This is a genomic window from Rosettibacter primus, from assembly GCF_036860675.1.
GTDB classification, from domain to species: domain Bacteria; phylum Bacteroidota; class Ignavibacteria; order Ignavibacteriales; family Melioribacteraceae; genus Rosettibacter; species Rosettibacter primus.
The window spans coordinates 71984-98490 of record NZ_JAYKGK010000009.1; the positions used below are offsets into that span (position 1 = coordinate 71984).

At 30.3% G+C, this 26507-nt stretch carries 24 protein-coding genes; 15 read left to right on the top strand and 9 right to left on the bottom strand.

Translation table 11 applies throughout. From position 1 onward, the window contains the following. Positions 1-2: 2 nt before the first annotated feature. The 15 genes from VJY32_RS11395 (at position 3) to VJY32_RS11465 (ending at position 16750) form a co-directional block, all read left to right on the top strand. Positions 3-725 (top strand): MtnX-like HAD-IB family phosphatase, encoded by a 723-nt coding sequence (locus tag VJY32_RS11395; protein WP_353678041.1) that lies wholly within the window; start codon positions 3-5, stop codon positions 723-725. Positions 726-731: 6 nt separating this feature from the next. Next, the gene (locus VJY32_RS11400) at positions 732-1316 is read left to right on the top strand and encodes a methyltransferase family protein (RefSeq protein ID WP_353678042.1); all 585 of its coding nucleotides are present in this window, start codon (positions 732-734) and stop codon (positions 1314-1316) included. Beyond that, positions 1313-2452, top strand: coding sequence for a lipid-A-disaccharide synthase (lpxB, locus tag VJY32_RS11405; protein WP_353678043.1), 1140 nt, complete (start codon positions 1313-1315; stop codon positions 2450-2452). The genes VJY32_RS11400 and lpxB overlap by 4 nt, the downstream gene beginning before the upstream one ends. Then, the gene (locus tag VJY32_RS11410) at positions 2439-3104 is read left to right on the top strand and encodes a lysophospholipid acyltransferase family protein (RefSeq protein ID WP_353678044.1); all 666 of its coding nucleotides are present in this window, start codon (positions 2439-2441) and stop codon (positions 3102-3104) included. The genes lpxB and VJY32_RS11410 overlap by 14 nt, the downstream gene beginning before the upstream one ends. Continuing rightward, positions 3092-4171, top strand: a complete 1080-nt coding sequence (gene lpxK / locus VJY32_RS11415; protein WP_353678045.1) for a tetraacyldisaccharide 4'-kinase — start codon at positions 3092-3094, stop codon at positions 4169-4171. The genes VJY32_RS11410 and lpxK overlap by 13 nt, the downstream gene beginning before the upstream one ends. A gap of 18 nt (positions 4172-4189) precedes the next feature. Beyond that, positions 4190-6976 carry a pyruvate, phosphate dikinase gene (gene ppdK, locus VJY32_RS11420; RefSeq protein WP_353678046.1) on the top strand — a complete coding sequence of 929 codons (2787 nt, stop codon included), beginning with the start codon at positions 4190-4192 and terminating at the stop codon, positions 6974-6976. A gap of 82 nt (positions 6977-7058) precedes the next feature. Further along, positions 7059-8096, top strand: coding sequence for a tRNA preQ1(34) S-adenosylmethionine ribosyltransferase-isomerase QueA (gene queA / locus VJY32_RS11425; RefSeq protein WP_353678047.1), 1038 nt, complete (start codon positions 7059-7061; stop codon positions 8094-8096). A 77-nt stretch (positions 8097-8173) separates the two neighbouring features. Beyond that, positions 8174-8863 carry a 2-C-methyl-D-erythritol 4-phosphate cytidylyltransferase gene (gene ispD / locus VJY32_RS11430; protein WP_353678048.1) on the top strand — a complete coding sequence of 230 codons (690 nt, stop codon included), beginning with the start codon at positions 8174-8176 and terminating at the stop codon, positions 8861-8863. A gap of 61 nt (positions 8864-8924) precedes the next feature. Next, entirely contained in the window at positions 8925-9605 is a 681-nt protein-coding gene (plsY, locus tag VJY32_RS11435; protein ID WP_353678049.1) for a glycerol-3-phosphate 1-O-acyltransferase PlsY, read from the top strand. 3 nt (positions 9606-9608) lie between these two features. After that, on the top strand, positions 9609-10610 hold the full coding sequence (locus VJY32_RS11440; RefSeq protein WP_353678050.1) for an NAD(P)H-dependent glycerol-3-phosphate dehydrogenase: 1002 nt from the start codon (positions 9609-9611) through the stop codon (positions 10608-10610). Between the two features lie 80 nt (positions 10611-10690). Beyond that, a complete protein-coding gene (gene recG / locus VJY32_RS11445) occupies positions 10691-12868 on the top strand; it encodes an ATP-dependent DNA helicase RecG (RefSeq protein ID WP_353678051.1) in 2178 nt (725 codons plus the stop codon). Between the two features lie 310 nt (positions 12869-13178). Then, on the top strand, positions 13179-14051 hold the full coding sequence (locus VJY32_RS11450) for a D-alanine--D-alanine ligase family protein (RefSeq protein WP_353678052.1): 873 nt from the start codon (positions 13179-13181) through the stop codon (positions 14049-14051). After that, positions 14048-15106 (top strand): D-alanine--D-alanine ligase family protein, encoded by a 1059-nt coding sequence (locus tag VJY32_RS11455; RefSeq protein ID WP_353678053.1) that lies wholly within the window; start codon positions 14048-14050, stop codon positions 15104-15106. The genes VJY32_RS11450 and VJY32_RS11455 overlap by 4 nt, the downstream gene beginning before the upstream one ends. A 13-nt stretch (positions 15107-15119) precedes the next feature. Then, a complete protein-coding gene (locus VJY32_RS11460) occupies positions 15120-15554 on the top strand; it encodes a GNAT family N-acetyltransferase (RefSeq protein ID WP_353678054.1) in 435 nt (144 codons plus the stop codon). 17 nt (positions 15555-15571) lie between these two features. Next, positions 15572-16750, top strand: a complete 1179-nt coding sequence (locus tag VJY32_RS11465; protein ID WP_353678055.1) for a KamA family radical SAM protein — start codon at positions 15572-15574, stop codon at positions 16748-16750. A gap of 73 nt (positions 16751-16823) precedes the next feature. On the opposite strand, the gene VJY32_RS11470 is transcribed toward VJY32_RS11465, so the two are convergent. The 9 genes from VJY32_RS11470 to VJY32_RS11510 form a co-directional block, all read right to left on the bottom strand. Further along, positions 16824-17375, bottom strand: a complete 552-nt coding sequence (locus tag VJY32_RS11470) for a thiol reductase thioredoxin (RefSeq protein WP_353678056.1) — start codon at positions 17373-17375, stop codon at positions 16824-16826. Continuing rightward, entirely contained in the window at positions 17350-18231 is an 882-nt protein-coding gene (locus tag VJY32_RS11475) for an NAD(+)/NADH kinase (RefSeq protein WP_353678057.1), read from the bottom strand. The genes VJY32_RS11470 and VJY32_RS11475 overlap by 26 nt, the downstream gene beginning before the upstream one ends. Before the next feature lie 15 nt (positions 18232-18246). After that, on the bottom strand, positions 18247-18996 hold the full coding sequence (locus VJY32_RS11480) for a glycosyltransferase family 2 protein (RefSeq protein WP_353678058.1): 750 nt from the start codon (positions 18994-18996) through the stop codon (positions 18247-18249). A gap of 26 nt (positions 18997-19022) precedes the next feature. Then, the gene (locus VJY32_RS11485) at positions 19023-20882 is read right to left on the bottom strand and encodes an ABC transporter ATP-binding protein (protein WP_353678059.1); all 1860 of its coding nucleotides are present in this window, start codon (positions 20880-20882) and stop codon (positions 19023-19025) included. Positions 20883-20889: 7 nt separating this feature from the next. Continuing rightward, positions 20890-22092 (bottom strand): hypothetical protein, encoded by a 1203-nt coding sequence (locus VJY32_RS11490; protein WP_353678060.1) that lies wholly within the window; start codon positions 22090-22092, stop codon positions 20890-20892. A gap of 4 nt (positions 22093-22096) precedes the next feature. Next, a complete protein-coding gene (xerD, locus tag VJY32_RS11495; RefSeq protein WP_353678061.1) occupies positions 22097-22990 on the bottom strand; it encodes a site-specific tyrosine recombinase XerD in 894 nt (297 codons plus the stop codon). Beyond that, complete coding sequence (locus tag VJY32_RS11500) at positions 22991-25192, bottom strand: HD family phosphohydrolase (RefSeq protein WP_353678062.1); 2202 nt, start codon at positions 25190-25192, stop codon at positions 22991-22993. After that, the gene (locus VJY32_RS11505) at positions 25193-26041 is read right to left on the bottom strand and encodes a Cof-type HAD-IIB family hydrolase (protein ID WP_353678063.1); all 849 of its coding nucleotides are present in this window, start codon (positions 26039-26041) and stop codon (positions 25193-25195) included. Positions 26042-26115: 74 nt separating this feature from the next. Next, a complete protein-coding gene (locus VJY32_RS11510; RefSeq protein ID WP_353678064.1) occupies positions 26116-26481 on the bottom strand; it encodes an STAS domain-containing protein in 366 nt (121 codons plus the stop codon). Between the last annotated feature and the right edge of the window lie 26 nt (positions 26482-26507).

Genomic DNA, 26507 nt, shown 5'->3' on the forward strand with positions numbered 1-26507 from the left:
AGATGAAAGAAAAAAATTTTAAAATATTTGTTGATTTTGATGGAACAATAACCAAAGAAGATATTGGCGAAGTTATGTTTTTGAAATTTGGAGATGCTCAAAAAGCTAAAGAAATTGTAAATGACTGGATTAACCAAAAAATCAATGCACGTCAATCATGGGAATTGCTTTGCAAAACAATTAATAATCTTGATATAAATAAATTTGATGACTTCTTGTTGTCTTCTGAAATTGATAACAGTTTTAAAAAATTTATTGAATACTGCGCTGAAAATAATTACGAAGTAAGAATTTTAAGTGACGGACTTGATTATTATATCAACAAAATTTTATCGAAAGAAAATCTATCACATTTAGAAGTTTATTCTAATAAGTTGAGTTTTGATAACAATGGCAATTTAATTCCAATTTTCCCTTACACTGATGAAGAATGCAAAAGATGTGCTAATTGCAAAAGAAATCATGTTCTTAATTTCAGCGGAGATGATGAATTCAGCATTTATATTGGCGATGGATATTCTGATGTGTGCCCTGCTCAATATTGTGATTATATTTTTGCAAAAAAATCATTATTGAAATACTGTGAAATTAATCGAATTACATATTTCCTTTATTCAGATTTTAATGATGTAATAAAAAAGATTGAAGAACTAAAACAGAAAAAAAGATTAAAGAAAAGATATCAAGCTGAATTAAAAAGAAAAGAAATATATATACAAGGATAAATCATCGTGAAAAATTTTGCTAAAAAAATATTTAAATACAGAAGTTACACACCAATTCCATTTTTGATTTTAATGATAATTTTTCAAGAAGCAACAATTGTCAGTATGATTACTGGCTTTATAATAGTATTGATTGGTGAATTCTTCAGGCTCTGGGGAGTATCTTATGCCGGCAGTGAAACAAGAACCACTGGAGATGTCGGTGGAACTTATCTTGTTATATCAGGTCCTTTTGCTCTTGTAAGAAATCCTCTTTATTTCGGAAATATTTTAATTTATACAGGAATTGGTGTTATGTCTATGGCACTTTATCCGTATTTATTAATCATTGCAATTCTATTTTTCCTATGGCAATATCAAACAATAATTAAAGAAGAAGAAGCTTACTTAAAAAATAAATTTGGTAAATATTACGAAGATTATTTTAATTCGGTCCCAAGATGGATTCCAACTTTTACAAAATATAAAAACCCAAATATTGAACAACCGCCTTTTAATTTAAAAGCTGGACTAAAATCAGAAAGAAGAACTTTGCAGGCAATTTCTGCTACAATTTTATTATTAATAATTCTTTATGTGGTAACAAATTGAACAAGAAATTAATGATAATAGCTGGCGAAGCATCCGGAGATTTACACGGTGCTGCTCTAATAAAAAAATTAAAAAATATTGATTCATCTTTAGAAATTCTTGGAATAGGTGGCGATAGAATGATTGACGCCGGGATGATTGCTCTATTTCATATTAAAAAAATGGCTTTCCTTGGATTGGTTGAAGTAATAAAACATATACCTTTTATTAAACAGGTTCAAAAAAAATTAATCAACACCGTAGTTGAAGAAAAAATAAAAATTATAATTTTGATTGATTATCCAGGATTCAATCTTGATATAGCAAAAAAATTCAAAAAACTTGGAAGAAAAATTATTTATTATATTTCCCCACAAATATGGGCTTGGGGAAAAAGAAGAATTAAAAAAATAAAAAAATATGTCGATAGAATGATTGTTGTTTTCCCTTTTGAAGAAAAATTATACAATGAAAATGGAATTAATGCAGTTTATGTTGGACATCCATTAATTGAGCACATTGAAAATTACAATTTTATTACTAAAAATGAGTTATACGAAAAATTTAACCTGACAAAAGGAAAAGAAATTTTATTATTGTTGCCGGGTAGCAGAAAACACGAGATAAAAAAAATTTTCCCGGAAACAATTAAAGCTGCAAGTCTTCTTGCAGATAATTTCAATCTTCAAATTGTGGTTGCGTGTGCAGATAATATCAACGAAAACATATTTTATAATTTAAGCAATAATAAAAATTACAAAATTATAAAGGGGCATACTTATGATCTTTTAAAATATTCTTATTTTGGTATAATAAAATCCGGAACTTCTACACTTGAAGCAGGTTTTTTTCAGTTGCCTTTTATTGTGGTTTATGCTACAAATTTTTTAACATACTTAATTGGTCGACTTGTTGTGCAAATTGACAGCATAGCAATGGTAAATATTTTACTTGAAGAAAAAGTCATAGAAGAATTAATTCAATCTGAAATGAATTCAGAGAATATTTACGAAAAATCTTTTGAGATTTTATCTGATAAGAAAAAATATAACGAGCTTAAAGATAAACTTATGATGCTTAAATCGAAATTAGGAAACTCAGGAGCATCAGAAAAAGCAGCTAAAATAATTTACTCTATTTTGAATGAAGCTCAATGATTTTCAAAAAAGAATTTTAAGAAAGATTGGATTTTATTTAGCCGATGTTGCAATTAATGTTCTTCTAAAAACATGTAAAATAAAAATCTATAAAAGTGATAACTCTGAAAAATTAATTTCGCATAAACAAAATTTTATAGCTGTATTCTGGCACGGATTCATGATTACAGGATGGTTTTTACATAAAAATTCAAATTGTGCTGCACTCGTCAGTAAAAGTAAAGATGGAGATTTATTAGCACATGTTCTTGAGAAGTGGGGTTATAAAGTCGTTCGTGGTTCGAGTCATATTGGCGGTAATCAAGCACTGGAAGATATGATTGAATTATTAAAGCAAAATTATTCACTTGCTATAACGCCCGATGGACCAACAGGGCCAATTTATAAAATGAAAGCTGGTGCAGTTGTAGCAGCAAAAAAAACCAGTGTCCCTTTGTTCTTAATTGGGATTGCATGTAATAAAAAAGTTAACTTAAAAAGCTGGGATAGATTTGAAATACCTTTACCTTTCAGCCGTATATGTGTTAAATATTCTGAACCGATTTATGTTGATAGTAATCTAACTTATGAAGAAACATCAAAGTTAATTTTAGATTGTGAAAATAAATTAAATAATTTGCAAAAGGATGTGTTAAAACTTTGCTTAAGCTAATAAGAATATTATTGTCACCGTTAACATTTATTTATGCATTTATTATTAAACTTAGGAATTATTTGTTCGATAAAGGCATTTTCAAAATAAAAAAGGTTAATGCAATTGTGATTTCAGTTGGAAACATTACTGTTGGAGGTTCAGGAAAAACACCAACTGTCATTTTTCTTGCTGATTTAATGAAAAAATACAAAATACAAGCTGGAATTTTAAGCAGAGGCTACAGAAGAAGTTCACATGGATATTTATTTGTTTCCGATGGAAAAAAAATCAGAACAACTGTAGATGAATGCGGTGACGAAATGTATTTAATTTCATCTGAAACTAATTTGCCAACTGCTGTTTCCGAAAGAAGAGTTGAAGGAGCCAATAGATTGATAAAAGATTCATCTATAAATGTGATAATTTTAGATGATGCATTTCAGCATAGATGGTTACACAGGGATCTTGATATATTAATTTTCGACCAGAGATTTTTATCTAAAGTTAATCAAATCGAACAAAAACTTTTACCTCTTGGAATGATGAGAGAATCTTTTGATTCTATTTCAAGAGCTGATGTTGTTATTATTAATAGAAAATTTGCAGAGAAAACAGAGATACCATCAAGACTTTTAAAATATTTCAACAATAAAAAAATCTTTTACGGATACTATGTAGTTAGTGGAATTTATGATGTAAAAACTCACAATGAATTTTCACTTGATGAATTCAAGGGACAAAAAAGCCTGGTCGTGTGTGGAATTGCAAAACCATATTCATTTTTAAGTGTACTTGAAAATAATGAAATTGATATAACGAATAAAATGATTTTTCCTGATCATAAAAATTATACACTAAAAGAAATTCAGAGCATACGAAAAAAATTTTATGAAACTAATGCGTATTCTGTTTTAACAACACAAAAAGATGCAGTTAAGCTTACAAAATTTTCTAAGGATTTGGATGACATAGATATTTATTATCTAAAGATAGAATTAAAACTTGAAAATCAGGAAGACTTTGAAGAATTAATTCTCAACACAATAAATAAAAAAGACACTATAACTACAGAATCGTTAACTTAATTAATTGGAGGTAACGCAATGGCAAAATCAAAAACGCCAAAGTATGTTTATTATTTCGGCGGCAAAAAAGCCGAAGGTAGAGCAGATATGAAAGAACTTTTAGGTGGTAAAGGTGCAAACCTTGCAGAAATGGTAAACATTGGTTTACCGGTTCCTGCTGGTTTCACAATTACAACCGAAGTTTGTACTGCTTATTACAAAAACAATAAAAAATATCCAAAAGAATTAGAAAAGCAAGTCAAAGAAGCACTCGCAAAAGTAGAAAAAGAAATGGGTGCTAAATTTGGCGACAAAAATAATCCACTGCTTGTTTCTGTTCGTTCAGGTGCAAGAGCATCAATGCCAGGAATGATGGAAACTATATTAAATGTCGGATTAAATAATGAAACTAGAGAAGGATTAATCAAGAAAACAAATAATCCTCGATTTGTTTATGATTCACACCGCCGCCTTATCCAAATGTACTCTGATGTTGTTATGGAAAAAGCAGCCGGTATTGAACCTGAAGAAGGAAAAGGTGTTCGTCAACAACTTGAAGCTGAACTTCATAAAATGAAAGAAGCTAAAGGATACAAGAATGATACTGAATTAACTGCTGATGACTTAAAAGAATTAGTAGAAATTTATAAAGCAAAAGTTCTTGAAGTTCTTGGCAAACCATTCCCCGAAGATCCAATGGAACAGTTATGGGGTGCAATTGGAGCAGTATTCCAGAGCTGGATGGGGAAAAGAGCTGTTGCATACAGAAGATTTGAAGGAATTCCAGATGACTGGGGAACCGCAGTAAATGTTCAATCAATGGTATTTGGAAATATGGGCGATACATCAGCAACAGGAGTTGCATTTACCCGTAATCCTGCAACAGGTGAAAAATATTTTTATGGCGAATGGTTACCAAATGCACAAGGCGAAGATGTTGTTGCTGGTATAAGAACCCCAAATCCAATTAATGAAGTTGGTAAATCTGAGCATAATGCACATCTACCTTCACTCGAAAAAGCAATGCCTGAAACATATAAAGAACTCAATAGAATTCAGAAAATTCTTGAAAAACATTATCGTGATATGCTTGATATTGAGTTCACAATTCAAGAAGGTAAGCTGTATATGCTTCAATGCCGTGTTGGTAAGAGAAATGGTCCTGCTGCAGTTAAAATAGCACTTGACATGTACAAAGAGAAATTAATAACTAAGGAAGAAGCTATTTTAAGGGTTAATCCATCACAATTAGATGAACTTCTTCATCCAATAATTGATCCAAAAGCAGAACTAAATGCTACTGCAATCGCTAAAGGATTGCCAGCTGGACCTGGTGGTGCAAGTGGTCAGGTTGTATTCTCTGCTACTGATGCAGTTGAATGGACTAAACAAGGTAAAAAGGTAATTCTTGTAAGAGAAGAAACAAATCCAGAAGATATTGAAGGAATGCGAGCTGCACAGGCAATTTTAACTGCCCGCGGTGGAATGACTTCACACGCTGCGCTTGTCGCACGCGGTTGGGGTAAATGTTGTATAGTTGGTGCAGGCTCAATTAAAATTAACTATCAAGAAAAATATTTTACAGTTGGAGAACATACTGTTAAAGAAGGTGATTGGCTTACTCTTAACGGTTCAAAAGGTGTTGTTTACCTCGGCGAACTTCCGATGGTAAAAGCTGCAGAAGAAAATCCAGATTTTCAAGCATTTATGAAATTATGTGACCAGATAAGAAAATTAAAAGTAAGAACAAATGCGGATACACCAGAAGATGCAGCTAAAGCAAGAGCTTTCGGTGCCGAAGGAATTGGATTGTTCAGAACCGAACATATGTTCTACGGCAAAAATTCTGAGCAACCATTATTCATTCTTCGTAAAATGATTGTATCCAAAACAGAAGAAGAAAGAAGAAAAGCACTCGACGAATTATTCCCATTTGTAAAAAGTGATATCAAAGGAACACTCGAAGCAATGGACGGATTTGGTGTTACAATAAGAACTCTCGACCCACCATTACATGAATTCGTTCCAAATCGTCAGGATGAAAGAGCTAAATTAGCTGAAAGTCTTGGAATCACACTTGACGAATTAAACGCACGCGCAGATTCATTACACGAAAATAATCCAATGATGGGACATCGTGGTGTTCGTCTTGGAATTACATATCCTGAAATTACAGAAATGCAGGTTAGAGCAATCTTTGAAGCAGCTGCTGAATTAATTAAAGAAGGTAAGAAGCCTTTCCCAGAAATTATGATTCCAGTTGTTTGTGATGTTAAAGAACTTAAACATCAATATGATATTATTAACAAAGTTCATACTGAAGTATCTGAAAAATTTGGATTAAAGAAAATTCCACATTTAACTGGAACAATGATTGAAATTCCGAGAGCAGCTTTAACTGCAAATAAAATTGCTGAATATGCTCAATTCTTCTCTTTTGGAACTAACGATTTAACACAAATGGGATTTGGATTTTCCCGAGATGATATTGGTGGGTTCTTACCAGATTATCTTGAAAAGAAAATTCTTCCTGAAGATCCATTCCAATCAATTGATCAGGAAGGAATTGGTACATTAATGAAAATTGCAGTTGAAGGTGGAAGAGCAACACGCCCTGATTTGAAAATTGGTATTTGCGGTGAACACGGTGGCGAAGCAAAATCTGTTGAGTTCTGTCATAGAATTGGCCTGGATTATGTAAGTTGCTCGCCATTTAGAGTACCAATTGCTCGTTTAGCAGCAGCTCAAGCAGTTGCAAAAGAAATGATTGCTGCAAAGTCTTCTAAAAAGGCTGTTAAGAAATCAACAAAATCAAAAAAGAAATAATTAATTACAGTGCGCGCAGAATTAAATTCTGCGCCGCATATATTTAATAAACAAAATGACTAAGGAGTAAAGAGGAGAGTAAATGAAGCTATCGGATTTTAAATACAACTTGCCCAAAACTGCAATAGCTAAGTTTCCTGTTTCTCCGCGCGATAAAGCTAAATTAATGGTATTAAACAGAGCTACAGGAGAGATAGAGAATAAGATATTCTCTGACATAATCGACTACATGGAAAAAGGAGATGTGGTTGTTGTCAACAAAACAAAAGTAATGCAAGCAAGATTAATTGGTAAAAAAGAAAGAACTAATGCTAAAATTGAAGTGTTTGTTCTCAGAGAATTAAATAAAGAAGAAAATATATGGGATGTAATTGTAGACCCAGCAAGAAAAGTAAGAATTGGGAATCGAATCTATTTTAATGATAATCTCTGGTGTGAAGTAATAGATAATACAACATCGCGCGGTAGAACAGTTCGTTTTAATGAAGATGCAGGTGATATTTACAAAGCAATTGAAAAAATTGGAACCACTCCCCTTCCTCCATACATTAAACGTGAGCCTACTGAAGAAGACAGGGAAAATTATCAAACAATTTTTGCTGAGGTTGATGGCTCTGTTGCTGCACCAACTGCTGGGTTACATTTTACTCCTCAACTCGTTAAAAAAATTGAAAAGAAAGGAATTAAATTTGTCCCTGTAATTCTTCATATTGGTCTTGGTACATTCAGACCAGTTGAAGTAGAAGATTTAACCAAACATCGAATGGATTCTGAATACTACGAAATACCAGAAGAAACCGCTAATGTAATTAACACAGCATTACGGGAAAAGAAAAATGTTTTTGTGGTTGGAACAAGCACATGTCGTGCATTAGAAAGCAGCGTAACAGCAGATGGATTCTCAAAACCCAATGCTGGTTGGACAGACAAATTTATCTTTCCACCTTATGATTTTAAGATAACAAAAAAACTTATTACAAATTTTCATGCACCAGAATCAACTTTACTAATGCTTGTTGCAGCATTTGCTGGTTACGATTTTGTTATGAAAGCATATAAAAAAGCTATTAAAGAAGGATATCGATTCTTAAGCTACGGAGATGCTATGTTAATTCTTTAATTTTTCTTAACCCCAAATTTTAAACATAGTAGTTTAGAATTTGGGGTTTTTTCTTTTAAAGTAAACAAAAAAATAACATGAAAACTTTCGCAATTATACCTGCTGGTGGAAAAGGATTAAGAATTAATTCTGAAATTCCAAAACAATTTTTATCTATTAATGATAAAGAAATAATCGCTTATACTATTGATGTATTTCAAAAATGTAATCTGGTAGATGAAATAATTATAGCTTCACAGAAAGATTACTTTGAACTATTAAATCATATTAAATTAAGATATTCTTTTACAAAAATTACTAAAATAGTTGAAGGAGGAAGGGAAAGACAATTTTCTGTATTTAATGCTGTAAAATCTATAATTGCAAATGATGATGATTTAATTATAGTTCATGATGCAGTAAGACCATTACTGCCACTTTCTGTTTTAGAAAATGCAATTAAAACAGCAACCCAATATGGGAGTTCAATTGTAGCTATCAAAGCAAAAGATACACTGGTTAAAGGTAATGAATTCGTAGAAGATTACATCGATAGAAAAGAAATTTATTATGTTCAAACTCCACAAGTTTTCCAGTATAAAATTTTTTATGAATCTATGAAAAAAGCAGAAAAAGATAAATTCATTGGAACAGATGAATCTATGATACTAAAAAATGCAGGTTACAAAGTTAAAATTGTTGAAGGTTCTGCATTTAATTTTAAAATTACAACAAAAGATGACTTAAAACTTTTTTCTTTAATATCACAAAGCAATGAACGTTATTAACATTTGAATTGTTTATCAATTAGTTTTTATCTAATTTTTCAACACAAAATTTTTTGGTGATATGTTAAACTTAGTATTTGTTATAATTCTTTCATATTTAGTTGGTTCTATTCCAACAAGCATAATTATAAGCAGACTTGTAAAAGGAATTGATATAAGAAATTACGGCAGCAAAAATGCCGGTGGTACAAATGTATTTAGGGTGCTTGGATGGAAATGGGGTCTACTTACAATCATTCTTGATGCATTCAAAGGTGCTGTTGCAGTTATAATTATTGCAAGGATGTATCTTGATAACATCCCATTTAACAATGTTACCCCATTTGATGATTTTACACTCATTCAGATATTTTGTGGTGTAGCCGCTGTAATTGGTCACATATGGACAGTATTTGCTGGCTTCAAAGGTGGAAAAGGAATTGCAACTGCTCTCGGATTTCTAATTACAATAATTACAGTTGATATGCTTTTAGCATTGGGAATCTTTTTAGTTGTAGTTTACTTATCTCGTTATGTTTCGCTTGGTTCTCTTACTGCCGCTGTATCAGTACCAATTATATTAATTGTCAGAGAAAATATATTTGGTGTCCATATACCAGGCTACAATACAATTTTACCATTCATAATTGCATTATCATTATTGGTAATTTACACACATCGAAAAAATATTGACCGCCTGCTTAAAGGAAGCGAGCACCAAATTTCATTTTCAAAATCGGACAAATCAAAAACTAATAATTAAGTAATGAGAATTTCGGTTTTAGGTGCAGGTGGCTGGGGTACAACCCTGGCAATATTGCTATTTTACAATGGCCACGATGTTACCTTATGGGAATATAAACGCCATTATGCAAAAGTGCTCGACAAAACAAGAGAAAATAAAATTTATTTGCCGGGGATAAAAATTCCAGAAGATATTAAAATTACACATTCACTCGAAGAAAGCTGCGACAATAAGCATTTTATTGTTCTTGCTATTCCAACTCAATTTATCCGTAGCGTTTTAGCTCAAATGAAGGATTTTAATTTTAGAAATACAACATTTGTTAATGTTGCAAAAGGAATTGAAAAAGATTCACTTAAAACTGTATCTCAAATTATACTTGATGAATTAAAAAAAATATCACCATCACAAATTGGTGTTCTTTCGGGTCCAAGTCACGCTGAAGAAGTTAGCAGAAAAATTCCTACAGCAGTTGTAGCAGCATCTTCAAATGGAGACACAGCAAAACAAATTCAATCTACTTTTATAACTTCATACTTCAGAGTTTATTCATCTATAGATATTCTTGGAGTTGAATATGGTGGTGCATTAAAAAATGTAATTGCTATCGGGGCAGGAATAGTTGATGGAGCAAAATTTGGAGATAACACAAAAGCTGCAATAATGACTCGAGGAATAGCTGAAATTTCCAGACTTGGAATTGCTCTGGGTGCACGTCCAGAAACATTTTCAGGTCTTTCAGGAATGGGAGACCTGATTGTAACATGTATGAGTAAACACAGCAGAAACAGATATGTTGGCGAACAAATTGGAATGGGAAAAAAATTAAAAGATGTTTTAAAATCAATGCAGATGGTAGCAGAGGGAGTTGAAACAAGCCGTTCTGTTTATCAACTGTCAATAAAACATAATATTGAAACACCTATATGCACTGCTGTCTACAAAATCCTTTTTGAAGATCTTGACCCTATTAAAGCAACTTACGAATTAATGACACGTGATATGAAAGCAGAAGACGAGTAATTAATTCCTATTTTACTTACTCCCCCATTATTATATAATTCTATTTTAATTTATTATATTTTCTTAAAAAATTTCATCACATGTCAGAAAATCTTTCAATATCTGTTCAGTATTTAAAATCTGTTGGCCCGAAAAGAGCTGAAGCATTTTCTAAAATTGGAATTAATACTATCCGCGATTTATTATTTTACTTTCCTTCAAAGTATCTTGACCGTTCAACAATTTTAAATTCCATAAAAGTAATTCAATATATCCGAGATGGTTATCAAGGTGAAGTAACAATTTTAGGTGAGGTAATTGACAAAGAAACAATTCATTACGGGAAAAAAAGTATTTTCAAAGTAAGAATGAAAGATTCTACAGGAATATTTGAATGTGTATGGTTTCAAGGGATAAAATATTTTATTGATGTTTTTAACGAAGGTGATTTTTTTGCTATTTCAGCAAAACCAGTTCTTACTAAGTATGGTCATCTTCAATTCGTTCACCCTGATTTCGATAGAATATCAAAAAATGAATCAACTGATTTTTTACATACTGGAAAAATTATTCCATTTTATAGAGTACCAAAAGAATTACGAGATAGCAACCTTGGCGATTTTAGTTTAAGAAAGATTATTCATCAAGCAGTAGAAAAATATTCTGACTATATTGAAGAAACTCTCCCACAATATTTACTTGATGAGAAAAATATCCTTCCTATCAACAAAGCTGTAAAAAACATGCACTTCCCGATTGACAACAAATCACTCATAGAAGCTAAAAAGCGTTTAAAATTTGAGGAACTTTTTTATTTCGAATGTCTTGTTGCACTAAGAAAAAAATTAATTGGCAGTAAAAGAAAAAATTTTTTTATCAAAGTTAAACCCGAACCAATAAAAAAATTTTTAGATTCTCTTCCTTTCCAGTTAACAAAAGCTCAACTAAAAGTTTTACATGAAATAAGAAAAGACCTTGAAAGTGATAAACCTATGAACCGATTACTTCAGGGAGATGTAGGTAGCGGAAAAACAATTGTGGCTCTAATTGCAATGTTAATAGTTATAACTAATGGTTGTCAAGCTATCCTCATGGCGCCAACAGAAATATTAGCCGACCAGCATTATAAAAATATTTCAAAATTATTAGAATGTATGAATATCAAAGTAAACTTATTGATTGGTGGTCAGAAAAAATCAGAACGGGAAAAAATTCTTGATGAAATTAAAAATGGAACAGCACAAATAATAATTGGCACTCACGCTCTAATTGAAGAGAATGTTGATTTCCATAAAGTCGGTCTTATTGTTATTGATGAACAGCATCGATTCGGTGTTATGCAAAGGTCAGAATTAATTAAAAAAGGGTTCAATCCCGATGTATTAATTATGACTGCAACTCCAATACCACGCACATTATCATTAACATTATATGGAGACCTTGATATTTCAATAATTGATGAAATGCCTGCCAACAGAAAACCTATTAAAACTGTGCTTCGTGGTGAAAGTAAATTACCAGATGTTTATAAATTTATTAGAGATAAAGTCAAGGAAGGATATCAAACTTATCTTGTTTATCCGCTAATTGAAGAATCTGAAAAATCTGAGCTTAAAGCTGCTGAATCATATTACAACAGTTTGAAAGAAAATTATTTGAAAGATTTAAAAATTGGACTTATTCATGGCAGAATGAAATGGCAGGAAAAAGAAAAAGTGATGCTTGATTTTGCTGCTAAAAAATATGATGTGTTAGTATCAACAACAGTCATAGAAGTTGGAATTGATATACCTGATGCCAATATAATTGTAATTAATGATGCTTTTCGATTTGGATTATCACAGTTACATCAACTTCGTGGAAGAGTTGGAAGAAGTGATAAACAAGCTTATTGCATTTTAATTACAAAAGATGAATTTGCCGTTCACACAAATCAATTAGAATTTAACTTCGATTATTTATCACCTGCTCAAATAGAAAAGAATAAAACTATTATAAGATTAAATTCAATGGTGAAATTAAATAATGGATTTGAGTTATCGGAAATTGATTTAAAGCTTAGAGGGCCTGGAGATATTTTCGGGACAAAACAAAGTGGATTACCAGAATTAAAATATTCTGATATCATTGAAGATTCAGAAATACTTTATGATGCAAAAGAAACAGCATTCACTATAATTAATAACGACCCACATTTATCTACCGAAAAAAATTTTATAATCAAAAAAGTTTTAAAAGAAAATTATCAACACAATCTTTTTCTTTCTCAAATTGCATAACACTTCGTAAAAAATTTTTTATCACAAAAAAATTTTTTTGTAACAAACTTCTTGAAAAAAAATTTTAAATGAGTATATTGGTAACAAACAATTAGAAGGATTTTGTATTAGTTCTTTTTTACTAAATAGGAAACTCAGAGTAGCACTTACATACAATTTAAAACCGGAAGAAGAAAATTCTTTCGAAGGCAAATTTCTCTCTCTTCAAAAGAATACAAACGAAATTTTATTTGATAAATATGCTGAGTGGGATACACTTGAAACAATTAATGCAGTTAAAGATGCGCTTGAATTGTTTAATGATGTTATTATGATAGAAGCAAATGAAGATGCTTATGAAAAATTTAGGAAACATAAACCTGATATAGTTTTTAATATTGCTGAAGGTGCTAATGGAATAAGCAGAGAAGCACAAATACCAGCAATGTTAGATATGCTTCAAATCCCTTATACAGGTTCAGATCCATTAACACTTGCAACTTGTTTAGATAAAGCACGAACGAAAGAAATTCTTTCATATCATAAAATTCCTACAGCAAAATTTCTATATGTAGAAACATTAAGTGATTTAAGAAACTTTAACCTCAATTTCCCTGTTATTGTAAAACCAGTTGGAGAAGGTTCGAGCAAAGGCATATTCAATTCTTCTTTTGTTAATAGCATTCAAGAATTAAAAGAAAGATTGGAATATAATTTGGAAATTTATAAACAACCATTTTTAATTGAAGAATATTTGCCGGGAAGAGAATTTACAGTTGCTATAATTGGAAATAATTCGGACATAGAAGTTCTTCCAATTGTTGAAATTAATTTTGATGAATTACCTGAAGGTTTGATGCCAATTTATTCATACGAAGCAAAATGGATTGTAGATACTCGTGATAATCCTCTGAGAATTTTTTCTTGTCCTGCTGAAATCGATAAAAATCTTGAAAAGAAAATAAAAGATGTTGCACTAAAATCTTATAAAATATTAAGATGCAGGGACTGGAGCAGAATTGATATCAGACTTGACAGAGATGGAGTACCAAGCATACTTGAAATTAATCCGTTGCCGGGTATACTTCCAGACCCGGATGATAATTCATGTTTTCCAAAAGCTGCACGTGCAGCTGGACTTTCTTATGAAGAAATGATTAACAAAGTTTTATTCACAGCAGTTAAAAGATACAATTTAGTATGAACTTTGAAAGGAAAATATTGATTTGTTATAATGAACCAGTTCGTTACTATAAAAATTATTTAGGCAAAAAAACAAACAGCAAAGATGACAGTATTGATTTATCTGAAAGAGATTTCCTAAATCAGATTTCTGACATTAAGAAAATACTCAGCAAAAAATTTCTGGAAGTTAATACTCTTGCAGTAAACAGTGATATTAAGTCGTTCATCAAAAAAATTTTATACTACTCCCCTGATGTGATTATTAATTTTGTAGAATCCGTTGAGGGCAACTCGAATCTCGAAAGTTATGTTGCAGGTTTATATGATTTGCTTGGTATTCCATTTACAGGAAACAACTCGATAACTCTTGGAAATTGTTTGAATAAAGTTCGAACAAAACAAATACTAAAATCACATGGAATTAAAACACCTCGATATTTTATTGCTGAAGTTAATCAGTTCCCAAAATCATCAGAATTAAAATTAAGATTTCCAGTTATAACAAAACTTGTCCGTGAAGATGCAAGTATCGGAATATCTGAGTACTCAGTTATAAATAATTCCAAAGAACTAAAAGGTCAACTTGAATATCTTTTTGAAAATTATAATCAGGAAGTATTAATAGAAGAATACATCGAGGGTAGAGAATTAAATGTAGCAATACTTGGGAATCAAGTTCTCCCGATTTCAGAAATTTGTTTTGATGGACTTCCAGAAAATTTACCAAAGATAATTACATATGAAGCTAAATGGTCGCCTGAAAGCACTTATTATAAAAATACAGTTCCTAAATGCCCTGCAGAACTAGAGGAAAAATTAAAATTAAGAATCGAGAAAATTGCATTGAAGGCATTTGATGCTTTAGAATGCAGAGATTATGCCAGAGTCGATATCAGATTAAGCAAAGAAAATATTCCTTATGTAATTGAAGTCAATCCAAATCCTGATATTTCGCCTGATGCTGGATTTATTAGGTCGGCCGCTGCAGCTAAAATTAGTTATGAAGAAGTTTTATATAAAATTACAGAGTTAGCACTACAAAGACAAAATTATGATACGCAAGCTGCAATATAATGATCGAGATAAATTGATTGAAATAATTAATTGCACAGAAAATTTTAACGAAGAAGAAAAAAAAGTTGCAGTGGAATTAATTGATGAAGCTCTTTCAAAACCTGAACACGAATACTATAATATCTATGTATACGTAAATGAAAATGAAGTTGATGGATATTATTGTATTGGCAAAAGAACTCTTACAGACGGGGTATATGATTTATATTGGATTGTTGTAGATCCTAAAAAGCAAAATAAAGGAATAGGGAAACAATTATTGATTCATGCAGAAGAATTTGTAAAAGAAAGAAAAGGAAGATGGATTTTAGCAGAGACTTCATCAAAAGAGAGTTATAACGCAACAAGAAATTTTTATTTAAGAAATAATTATTCAGTACTGGCAGAAATAAAAGATTTTTATACAATAAATGATAACCTCATAATATTTGGAAAATACTTAAAATAAATTAAAGGGCAATTATTATGGAACTCTGGCAGCAAATGATAAGGGACAGCATTCACTCGGTCGACCAGCTTGTTAAAAAGTTCAACTTAGACAGAAAAGTAGCCGAAGAACTTGATGGATTCTTCCAGGCAAGGATTAATCCATATTATCTAAGCTTAATAAGATATCCAGGAGATCCAATCTGGCTGCAATGCGTTCCAGATGTAAAAGAACTGGAAGATATCTCCGGTTATGAAGACCCGCTGCAAGAAGATGCAATGAGCCCTGTACCTAATATTACTCATCGTTATCCTGATAGAGCATTATTTTTAACAACAAGTCAATGCGGAATGTATTGCCGATTCTGCACTAGGAAAAGAAAAGTAGGCAACTCTGAAAAAATATCCATGAAACAACTTGAATCAGCATTTAAGTACCTTGAAGAACATACAGAGATAAGAGATGTTATTATGTCCGGTGGTGACCCATTGATGCTCACAGATACAATGCTCGAAAAAATCTTAAAACGACTGAGACAAATCCCTCATATAGAAATTATTAGAATTGGGACACGCATGCCATGTGTTTTACCTCATAGAATAACTTCAAAACTTGTAGAAATGCTAAAAAAATATCATCCAATTTATGTTAACACACACTTTAATCATCCATGGGAAATCACACCAGAAAGCACAAAAGCATGTGAAATGCTTGTAGATGCAGGAATTCCAGTAAATAACCAGGCAGTATTAATGAAAGGTGTAAATGATGATGCTGAAGTTCTAAAAGAATTATTTTTAAAACTTCTAAAGATACGAGTCAGGCCATATTATTTATTTATGGCAGATGAAACAAGAGGAGCTAATCATTTTCGTACAACACTTGATAAAGGATTAGAAATAATGTACAAACTTCGTGGAAATATAAGTGGATTAGCAATTCCACACTTTGTGATTGATGCCCCTGGTGGTGGCGGAAAGATTCCTGTATTACCTCAGTATATTTTACATAGAGATGAAGATAAAATTGTGATGAGAAATTATAAAAATGAAATTTTCATTTACCGTGAAGCCAAGCACGAAAAAACAGAATTAAAAGAGGAATCACAAATCCCTATTGAAATTTCTAATAAGAAAAATGGCAACACAAAGAAACCTAAAAACTATAAAAACATAACTACTGTTGAAATTCCACAATTAGAGACAAGTGAGAATTAAAAGGCTGCTTATTAATACTTTAAGAGGAATATAGAAATATTCAAAAGTTACTTTAGAGACTTTTACTGTTGCTTCAATTTTGAGTTAAAATATTTAATAGATCTTTTTCAAGAGAAACAACAGGTGTTTCTACTATTCTTCCTATTTCTTTTCCTTTCTTTTTTATTATAATTGTAGGAATAAGTTTAATATTATAATTCGCTATGTCAATCTCACCCGCGCTTTTATTCCTGTCTACACAAATTAATCTTAAATTTTTTTCAGTAAATTTTAATAAGTCCAGTATTTTCATTAGTCTCGGTATCTCTCTTCTGCTATCGCTGCACCATGTCCCCATAATAACATCTATTGTAATATCTTGAACACTTATATTTCTTAATGAATCAACAATTATACTATCAATTTTATAATCATCATATTCATTATTAAACCATTTTGAAAATGGTTTATATTCAATTGTATCTGTAAATATTTTCTTATCAACCAGACCAATCAACATTGGATTACCGGTTTTTTCATCAATTAATAAATTACATTTTTCTTGAGCATAAATTATCTCTAAACTAAAAAGTAATATCATTATGACTAATCTGAAATAACTATTTATTATTGAATTTGCGAACATCTAACCCCCAGAATAATTTATTTCTTAATATTTCAAAATAATTTTTCCTTTTTGAATGAATAAGCTGAATGTTGGTTTTACTCTTTTCTATTATAACTTCAGCTGGAGATTCATAAATATCTGAACGCTGCCCATCACAGCTTATGTGAACTTTTCCATATAATGACTGTGCTCTAATAGTAATTTTTTGTTCACTTGAAATTACAAGAGGTCTCATTGTTAAAGTATGAGGTGCAATTGGACTTAATGTTATCACATTAGAACCTGGAGTTATTATAGGTCCTCCTGTAGAAAGAGAATATCCGGTAGAACCTGTTGGTGTTGCAATTATTATTCCATCTGCAGAAAAAGTGGATACATATTCGTCATCAATATCAATTGATAATTCAATCATTTTGGGCCACGACCCTTTATCAATAACAATATCATTTACTGCAAAAAGTTCTTCTTTTTTATCGATAGTACCTTTTAATGCTATTCTTTCTTCAACAGTGTAATTATTTGATATTAAATCTGGAATAAATTCTTTAAAACTATTTACATCAAATTCTGCAAGAAAACCCAGCTTACCGAGATTAACACCAATAATTGGTTTACCTGAATTTCTAATTTCATAAGCTGAATTTAACATTGTTCCATCGCCGCCAATTGAAATAACCATATCAGATACATTTATTAATTCATTTAGCGAAACATATTTACATTCTTTCAATCTCTGGGTGAATTCATTTTTCTTTTTTAATAATGAATCACATATTAAAAAATTTAGATTGTTTTCTTGAAGTTCCTCAACTATTGTATCTACAACCTTCAATATTTCTGATTTTGTAACATTCGGAATTATTCCCAGTATCATTTCTTTACCATTTGTTTATTTTTTAATTTCCCATGCTTTACAATATTTTGTAAACACATAAAAAGAAGAGAAAATTGATAATATCAAACCATGTAATCCATCTAAAAAACCAAGTTTTAAAATATACATTTTGAAAAAAAGAAAAACAGGTCTTATCAAGATATCAATTAATGTTACTTTCTTATTGTTCGAAATAATTTCTTCTGCTGCCAGCGATGTGTAGATATTCAATTTTTTCAAATAATGTTCAATTGAAGGGTCTGTGTAATGATTCAATGGATATTTGAAATAACCTGATTTACCTTTAACAATTAAATTTTCATGTACAGCTTTATTATTAAAATGTGCAAAATTTTTGTTGAATAATCTTAAAACATAATCAGGATACCAGCCGCAATGTTTAATCCATTTTCCTAAAAAGTAAGCACGCCGTGGAACAAAATATGAATTATATGCAGGATTGGAATTCTTAAATGCGATTAATTCATGAGCAAGTTCTTTTGTTAGCTCTTCATCAGCGTCAATCCACAAAACCCAGTCGTTTTTTGTTTTTGTAAGAGCATAATTTTTTGTTTGTCCGAATCCTTTCCATTCAACAATTTCACATTTTACAGATGGATATGATGATGCAATTTGTAATGTTTGATCTTTAGTGCGAGAATCAATTAAAATGATAATTTCATCAATAACATCTTGTTGACTTTCAATACATCTTTTAATGTTTTTTTCTTCGTCTCTTGCAATAATTATTGATGATAATTTCACTGTTAAATTCTGTATTATTTATAAAATTAATTAATATCTCTAAATTGAAGTTCGTATAATTTCTTATAAATACCATCCTCTTCATAAATTAAATCTTGATGTTTTCCATCCTGAACAATTTTCCCTCTTTCAATTACCAGAATTCTATCTGCATTTCTGATAGTACTCAGTCTATGAGCAATAACAAAAACAGTTCTATCCTGCATAAGCCTTTCAATTGCTTCCTGAACGAGAACTTCTGATTCGTTATCAAGAGCAGAAGTTGCTTCATCAAGAATCATTATTGGAGGATTTTTAAGTATAGCACGCGCAATTGCAATTCTTTGACGTTGACCACCAGAAAGTTTTGTTCCTTTTTCTCCAATTATTGTATCATATTTTTGTGGGAGCTCCATGATAAAACTATGAGCATTTGCTGCTTTTGCAGCTTCAATTATTTTTTCTTCTGAACAATCTGTTAATCCATAAGCTATATTATTTCTAACTGATTCATTAAACAAAACTGTTTCTTGAGTTACAATTCCCATTAATTTTCTTAAATCTTCTATTCGAATATTTTTGATATCAATTCCATCAAGTAAAATTTTTCCTTTTGTTGGGTCATAGAATCTGGGAATTAAATCTACAAGAGTAGTTTTACCTGAACCACTGCTTCCAACAAGTGCAATTACTTTTCCCTTTTCAGCTTTAAATGTTATATCCTCTAAAACATAATCTTCTGAATCATCATATTTGAAATAAACATTCTCAAACTCGATTGAGTTATTAAAATCATTAATTGATATTGGATTTGTCACATTTTTTATATTTGGTTCTGTATCAAGTATCTCAAAAATTCTATCTGCAGCAGCACTTGATTCCTGAATGCGATTATTCACACTGCTGAGTTCTTTTATTGGCGGCATTAATTGAAATATTGCGAATAAAAATCCAATGAATTGACTTGCTGTAATTGACTTTTCAACTAACACAAGCTGTGCCCCAAAGTAAATAATTACAACACCCACAATTACGCTTAAAAATTCTGTAGTTGGACTTGCAATATTTCTTATACGGGTAATTTTAAGAGAAAGCTTAAAGAAGTTTTGTGTTTCGTTAAAAAATTTTTTGTTTTCATATTCTTCCATTCCAAATGCTTTCACAATTTTTACACCAGTAATAGTTTCATGAAGTCGATTGGTTAAATCTGCCATCTTTGCCTGCAGTAAACCACTTTGCTTTCTCAAAATTAATCCAATATAACTAATAATTATTAGAGAAAATGGAAGAACAACAAGAGAAAACAAAGTCAATTTCCAGCTAATAGCTATAGCAATACCAAGAAACACTATTATTTTAAGTGGTTCCCTGATTAAATTCAGAAAGACTGCTGATACGCTCGAATTAACAGCATTTACATCGTTCATTATTCTTGAAATTAAATTTCCAGTTCTTTCGTTTTTAAAAAAACTCATTGGGAGTTTATGCAGATGTTGATATGCTTCATTTCTTAAATTGCGAATCATTCCCTGTTCAACATGTGCAAGAAAATATGCCTGTAGATATCCAAAAAGATTTTTGCCTAAAAATGCAATTACAATTAAAAGACAAATTTTGAATAATATTTCAGAAGTAGAGCCGCTGAAAATAAATGCTTTGAAACCTGATGTTATTTCATTAATAAATTGAGAGACCCAGTTGCTCGCTTTATCTTGAATTACATTAATATTCTGCACAGAATTACCAGAACTAACACCTTTTTGTTGAAACAAAGTATCAAGCAATGGTATTGATAAATAAATTGATGCACCATCGAGCAAAGCTGATAAGATTGTAAATACAATTGAAGCTATTAAATACTTCCAGAATGGTTTGATATAACTTATAATTCTTAAATATGTTTTCATAAATTCATCACAAGTTATTTATTCCGCATCCATCATAAAATTGGATTCGATGATAAACAGAATCCTTATTTAAATTATATACAGCTATTTGTCTTATTCCATAATTTTGTTCATCAAAAAATAGGAAGTTTCCATGAACTAATAAATTCATATTCTCAGGGCCATAATAATTTTTTCTAATGCGCATCTCATTTGCATCAATAATTAGTAATTCACTTCTATTTACTTCATTTAACTTTATAATTAAGAAACAAAATCGTTCATCATTAGTCCAGATTATATTTTTCAAAATTCCTTCGTACTCATAAATAAGGATTTCAGAATTTTTAGTTACATCTCGAAGATAAATATAACTTTTCCCATTTTCTTTAATATTTCTAATTTGAAATCTTCCTCTTGGAGAAATTACAGCGGGTTTTAATACTGGAGGTTTAGGAAAACCATCTTTTAATATTTGAAAATCTCTTTTCTGTATTTGGGTAAGTTGTCCATGGGCATCAAATGAAAAAATATTTTGAATAATAATTTCTGATTTTATAGAATCTGAAAATGTTAAATTAACTTTGAAAGTATCTTCAGTTTCCCAGTATGTATATAATTGAATGCAATCACCAAAAGAATAAATCTCATCAATTTTATTTTCTTGAGCATCATACAAATACAATCGTACATCTTTAATAACAGGAAAAACTCCTTCCTTTTTGTAGCTTAAGGCAGTTGTAATAAAAACTTTACTTCTATCTTGAGAATGATTTAAGGCAAGAACTTTTCGTCCCCATCGACTCCATACAGGTTTTGTTTGTTTAGTAATTAAATTAAAATTATAGAGTGATGGCCTTCCGGAATAATTTGCAACAAATAAAAAATTAGCGAATAAGTCGTTAACAAAATTATCTTTATAAAATATTTTATAATCTTTTATAGAATAATTATTAAAAAGTTCATATGCTTTTATGCCAGCATTATATGAATTATTATAATTACCATAAAGTATCAGATACTTCTTTGAAGATAAACTTTTTATTGTGATACTATCCAATAAATTTTTATTCAGTCTATCTTTATAATTATATGCTTCGCTTAAGGATGAAAATTCCGCCAGACATATAGAATAAGAAAAATTTTGTTCATCATTTATTTTTGTTTCGTTACAGCTTAATAAAATCAATAATGGGGAAAAAATCAGAATATCTCTAATGTGTATTTTCAATTTATTAACCACGCGGATGATGATCACGGTGAACCTGTTTAATATATTCCCTGTCAATGTGAGTATAAATTTGAGTAGTTGAAATATCTGCATGGCCAAGCATTTCCTGAACAGCTCTTAAATCTGCTCCTCTTTCAATTAAATGAGTTGCAAATGAATGACGAAATGTATGAGGATGAATTTCTTTTTTAATGCCAGCTTGATTTGCATAAAAGTTAAAAATTTTCCAAATCCACATTCGCGAAAGTTTTGTTCCTCTCTTATTCAAAAAAACATAATTTTGACTTTTCATTTTCTTCTCAAGCAGAGGTCTTGATGATTTTAAATATTCATTTATCCAATAAATTGCACTTTGTCCAATAGGAATAATTCTTTCTTTTGAACCCTTACCAAATACACGAATTACTTCATCTTCAAAAAATAAATCAGAAATTTTTAGATTAATTAATTCTGTTACTCTTAATCCAGATGAATAAAAGAGTTCCAATATTGCTCTGTCTCTAATTCCAAGATAAGTATCAGTATTTACAGATTGAAGAATTTTTTCTATTTCTTCAAATGATAATACTGCTGGCAGTTTCCTTGATTTTTTTACAGAATATAACTTTTCTGTAGGATTTTTCTCTATATAATTTGAATCATCAAGATATTTCCAGAATCCTTTTATGGATGACATGTATCTTGCTACTGTTGCAGTATCAATTCCCAATTTACGCTGTTCATCAAAATAACTGGAAATAATTTCTGATGTAACATCATTAAGGTCGTTTACATTATTACTTTCGAGAAAAGTAAAAAACTTTTTCAAATCTATTTCATAAGAATGAATTGTATTTTCAGAAAGATTTTTTGCAAAGCGAAGAATTGTAAGATATTCCTTCAGAAATTTTTCCATCATTTAATTTTCATCTTCTTTTTTCTCTTCAAGTTCGTCTTGATTGGGGTATCTGATTCTTTTATGTCTTTGACCAATCAAAATATTCTGGAAAGCTTCTTTAACTTTTGTAATATCTTTGAAAGTAATAGGTGCATCATCAAGCTGCCCATCATCAATCCTTGCATTAATTAAGTTATTAATCACATTTTCGATCTTTTGTGGTTCTGCATTTGTAAGCGAACGAACAGTAGATTCACAAGCATCAGCAAGCATAACAAGGGCAGTTTCCTTTGTATTTGGTTTTGGACCTGGATAGCGATATTCATCAATATCTACATTTTCTTCACCATACATTTCTTTTGCTTTCTCATAAAAAAATGTAATTACCATTGTTCCATGATGCATTGGTATAAAATCAATAACTTCTTTCGGAAGATTATATTGTTTTGCAATTTCAATTCCTTTTTCAACATGATTACGAATAAGCTCAACACTTTCTTCGGGTTTAATTATTTCGTGTATATTTTCTTCGCTAATCTGATTCTCAATAAAACTACTTGGATTTAATGTCTTTCCAATATCGTGATAATAAGCTCCAACACGAGCAAGAATAGGATTAGCACCAATAGCTTCTGCTGCAGATTCAACCATTGTCCCCATTAACATTGAATGATTAAAAGTTCCGGGTGCAGTTCTTGCAAGTTCTTTTAATAAAGGATGATTAAAATCAGTAAGCTCAAGTAGAGTTAAATCTGTAGTGATTTTAAAAATTCTTTCAATAAAAATTATTAATCCATAAGTAAAAACGGGACTGATTAGTGCATTTGAAGCTGCAAATGCGAATGTAAAAATCATTTTGTTGAAAGAATCAAATCTTTCCAGACCAAAGGCTATAATGCTAACAATATAACCAATAAGAATAAAAAAGAATGAACGGAAAATTTGTGTTCTGTTTTTTATATCACGAACTGTGTAAGCAGCAAGAGCACCTGCCACGATATTCATCACTGCAAAAACATAATCGTTGCCTCTTAATCCTGCAACTATTAATGAAGCTGTTACTGTACCATAAAATCCAACTCTTGAATCAAATATAATTGTCAACAACATAGATACTACAGGAACCAGAACAAGCAGCTCTAATTGAATTGAAGCATTAATCTGATATATAAGAAATGTAATAAAACTAATAAATAAAAATATAATTGCTATAAGCAAAACTTTTACATTATCCTGATAAATTTTTTTTCTAAAAAGATATATATAAAGTATAAATGGAAGAGTCACAATAAGAATATGAACAAACTTGCCTAAATCTTGAGCAATTTTACCAATCAAGCTTATTTCTTCACCCTTTGCTATTCTATATGAATCAATTTTGAGTTTAATTTCGGGAGTTATTCTATCATGTTTTGCGACAATTCTTTCATTTTCGTTTACAATTCCAATGTTGCGTGGGATTTTTTCTTTAGCATTTTCAATCGCTGCCTGTGTTAAATCATAGCTGTAAATAATATTGGGTTTTAAAAAATAAGATACATATTCAAAAATGGCTTCATTGACTTCTTTATTAAGTCCAATATTTGTTTCCAGAAAAGTATTAATAAAATCGTTAACTGAGTTTCTATCGAAATAATAAGTTTTGGGAATATTTCGTTCGTATCGTCCTTCTCGAACTGTAATGCTGTCTCTGCTGATTTCTTTATAATTATAATTAAGCAATCCTCTCTGGTAAATTCTATCAAGTAAAATTACTGTATTTTGTAAAATTTGATTCAGCGATTTTAATTTTAATCCGCTAAAACTTAAGGGTGATTTCCTGAGCTTTTGAAATGTACCCCAAGAGTTATCACTTAAAAATATTTCCTCTTTAGATTTATCTTCCTTAATTACTGCATGTTTTGTTAAATCTAAAATCAATTTATTAAATTTTTTAATCGAATCAATAGAACTTACAGATACACTATTATCCCTCAAAAAGATAGGAAGAATTTTTGCTACGGCTTCCTGTTTTTCCTTTTCGTATACTTTGGGATCTTTCAATACTTCAAAAGTGGTAGATGCAATTAAATCATCTTTTATCCAGATAGAACCAACATTAACTTCTGATTCAATTGATTCTCCCTGTGGAAACATCAATACTATTAAAATTATAGTAACAATAACAATCAGAACTTTTATTTGTGGACTTTCTTTAATGTTATGTTTAATATTTTTTTTCATTTATGATTTGGTTTCCAGCAATAAGTATAAAAACTCATTTATTCCTTCTTCGTTATTATCCTTGCTTGTAATTAAATTAGCAATTTTTTTTATTTCTGGAACAGCATTTGCCATCGCCACTTTATAGGCTTTTGAGTGGAACAGAGGGACATCATTATACCAATCACCAATAACGGCTGTCTCTTTTAAATTAATTTGCAAATAGTTGCAAAGCTTTTTAAGACCTTTCCCTTTATTCGAACCCATTTTTCGTAGTTCTAAATAATAAATGCCACCATGATTATTCGATTTATAATATGATGTTTGAACACCAAAAGTATAAGGGAAAATCATTTTAGAATGTACTTTTCTAATTTTATTTGAGAACTCGCTAACCATTATAATTTCAAGAACTTTATCTACACAATCATGATAAGATTTTATTAATCTAAAATCTGCACCATACTTATCAACAAACGATTTTATAATAGAATTATTTTCAGTATAATGAATTGCATCATGACAGCATAACGCAACATTTAAAGTATATTTTTCCGATAAATTTAATGCACGTTTAACATGATTTTCCTTCATTAAAGATTCGAACAAAATTTGATTTGTAATTGGGTTTGCAACATATGCTCCATCCAGCGATATAATTGGAATGTCAATATCAAGTAGTTTAATATGTTCTACAAAGGAGGAAAGTAATCTTCCGGAGGCAATAGAAAACTTTACCCCTTTTTCTTTTAATTTTTTTACAAGTTCTATTGTTGTTGCACTAATTTTATTTTTATCATTTAATAAAGTACCATCAAGGTCAAATACAACAAGTTTTATTTCTTTAAGAAACTTCTTTGTATCTTTCATAATAATATTAATAAAAAATTACTTTTTCATATTAAAAACCACATTGTAAAAATTAGAAAAAAGAATTGTTCAAATTAATTTGATACTTCTTCTAAATCTTTCAAAGCTTCGTCAACTGAATTACAGATTTTCAGAACTCTATCGAGCTGAGAAATTTCTATTAGAGTTCTGACATTTTTTGAAGGATTAGCCAAACGAATCATACCTTCGTTTGTTTGGAGAATTCGATATGCAAGTAAAATTGCGCTCAATCCGGAACTATCGCAGTATTCTACTTCTGATAAGTCAATAATTAATTTATTAATATCTCCAGTATGTAATAAGATTGTAAATTCACCTTTAACAAATCCTGCGATTGAGGCATCAAACCTCTTTTCATTTAACTTGAATATTGCTGTATTCCCAATTTTCTTCAATTCATAATTAATATTATCACTCATAATATTTGCCACCATTAAATTTTACA

Coding starts and splice junctions, on each gene's coding strand:
- VJY32_RS11465 (WP_353678055.1), top strand. CDS start 15,572: ATGGAACTCTGGCAGCAAATGATAAGGGACAGCATTCACTCGGTCGAC.
- VJY32_RS11440 (WP_353678050.1), top strand. CDS start 9,609: ATGAGAATTTCGGTTTTAGGTGCAGGTGGCTGGGGTACAACCCTGGCA.
- VJY32_RS11395 (WP_353678041.1), top strand. CDS start 3: ATGAAAGAAAAAAATTTTAAAATATTTGTTGATTTTGATGGAACAATA.
- VJY32_RS11410 (WP_353678044.1), top strand. CDS start 2,439: ATGAAGCTCAATGATTTTCAAAAAAGAATTTTAAGAAAGATTGGATTT.
- VJY32_RS11505 (WP_353678063.1), bottom strand. CDS start 26,041: ATGAAAGATACAAAGAAGTTTCTTAAAGAAATAAAACTTGTTGTATTT.
- plsY (WP_353678049.1), top strand. CDS start 8,925: ATGTTAAACTTAGTATTTGTTATAATTCTTTCATATTTAGTTGGTTCT.
- queA (WP_353678047.1), top strand. CDS start 7,059: ATGAAGCTATCGGATTTTAAATACAACTTGCCCAAAACTGCAATAGCT.
- VJY32_RS11475 (WP_353678057.1), bottom strand. CDS start 18,231: ATGATACTGGGAATAATTCCGAATGTTACAAAATCAGAAATATTGAAG.
- VJY32_RS11510 (WP_353678064.1), bottom strand. CDS start 26,481: ATGAGTGATAATATTAATTATGAATTGAAGAAAATTGGGAATACAGCA.
- VJY32_RS11470 (WP_353678056.1), bottom strand. CDS start 17,375: ATGTTCGCAAATTCAATAATAAATAGTTATTTCAGATTAGTCATAATG.
- VJY32_RS11500 (WP_353678062.1), bottom strand. CDS start 25,192: ATGAAAAAAAATATTAAACATAACATTAAAGAAAGTCCACAAATAAAA.
- VJY32_RS11450 (WP_353678052.1), top strand. CDS start 13,179: ATGATAGAAGCAAATGAAGATGCTTATGAAAAATTTAGGAAACATAAA.
- ppdK (WP_353678046.1), top strand. CDS start 4,190: ATGGCAAAATCAAAAACGCCAAAGTATGTTTATTATTTCGGCGGCAAA.
- recG (WP_353678051.1), top strand. CDS start 10,691: ATGTCAGAAAATCTTTCAATATCTGTTCAGTATTTAAAATCTGTTGGC.
- xerD (WP_353678061.1), bottom strand. CDS start 22,990: ATGATGGAAAAATTTCTGAAGGAATATCTTACAATTCTTCGCTTTGCA.
- VJY32_RS11485 (WP_353678059.1), bottom strand. CDS start 20,882: ATGAAAACATATTTAAGAATTATAAGTTATATCAAACCATTCTGGAAG.
- VJY32_RS11455 (WP_353678053.1), top strand. CDS start 14,048: ATGAACTTTGAAAGGAAAATATTGATTTGTTATAATGAACCAGTTCGT.
- ispD (WP_353678048.1), top strand. CDS start 8,174: ATGAAAACTTTCGCAATTATACCTGCTGGTGGAAAAGGATTAAGAATT.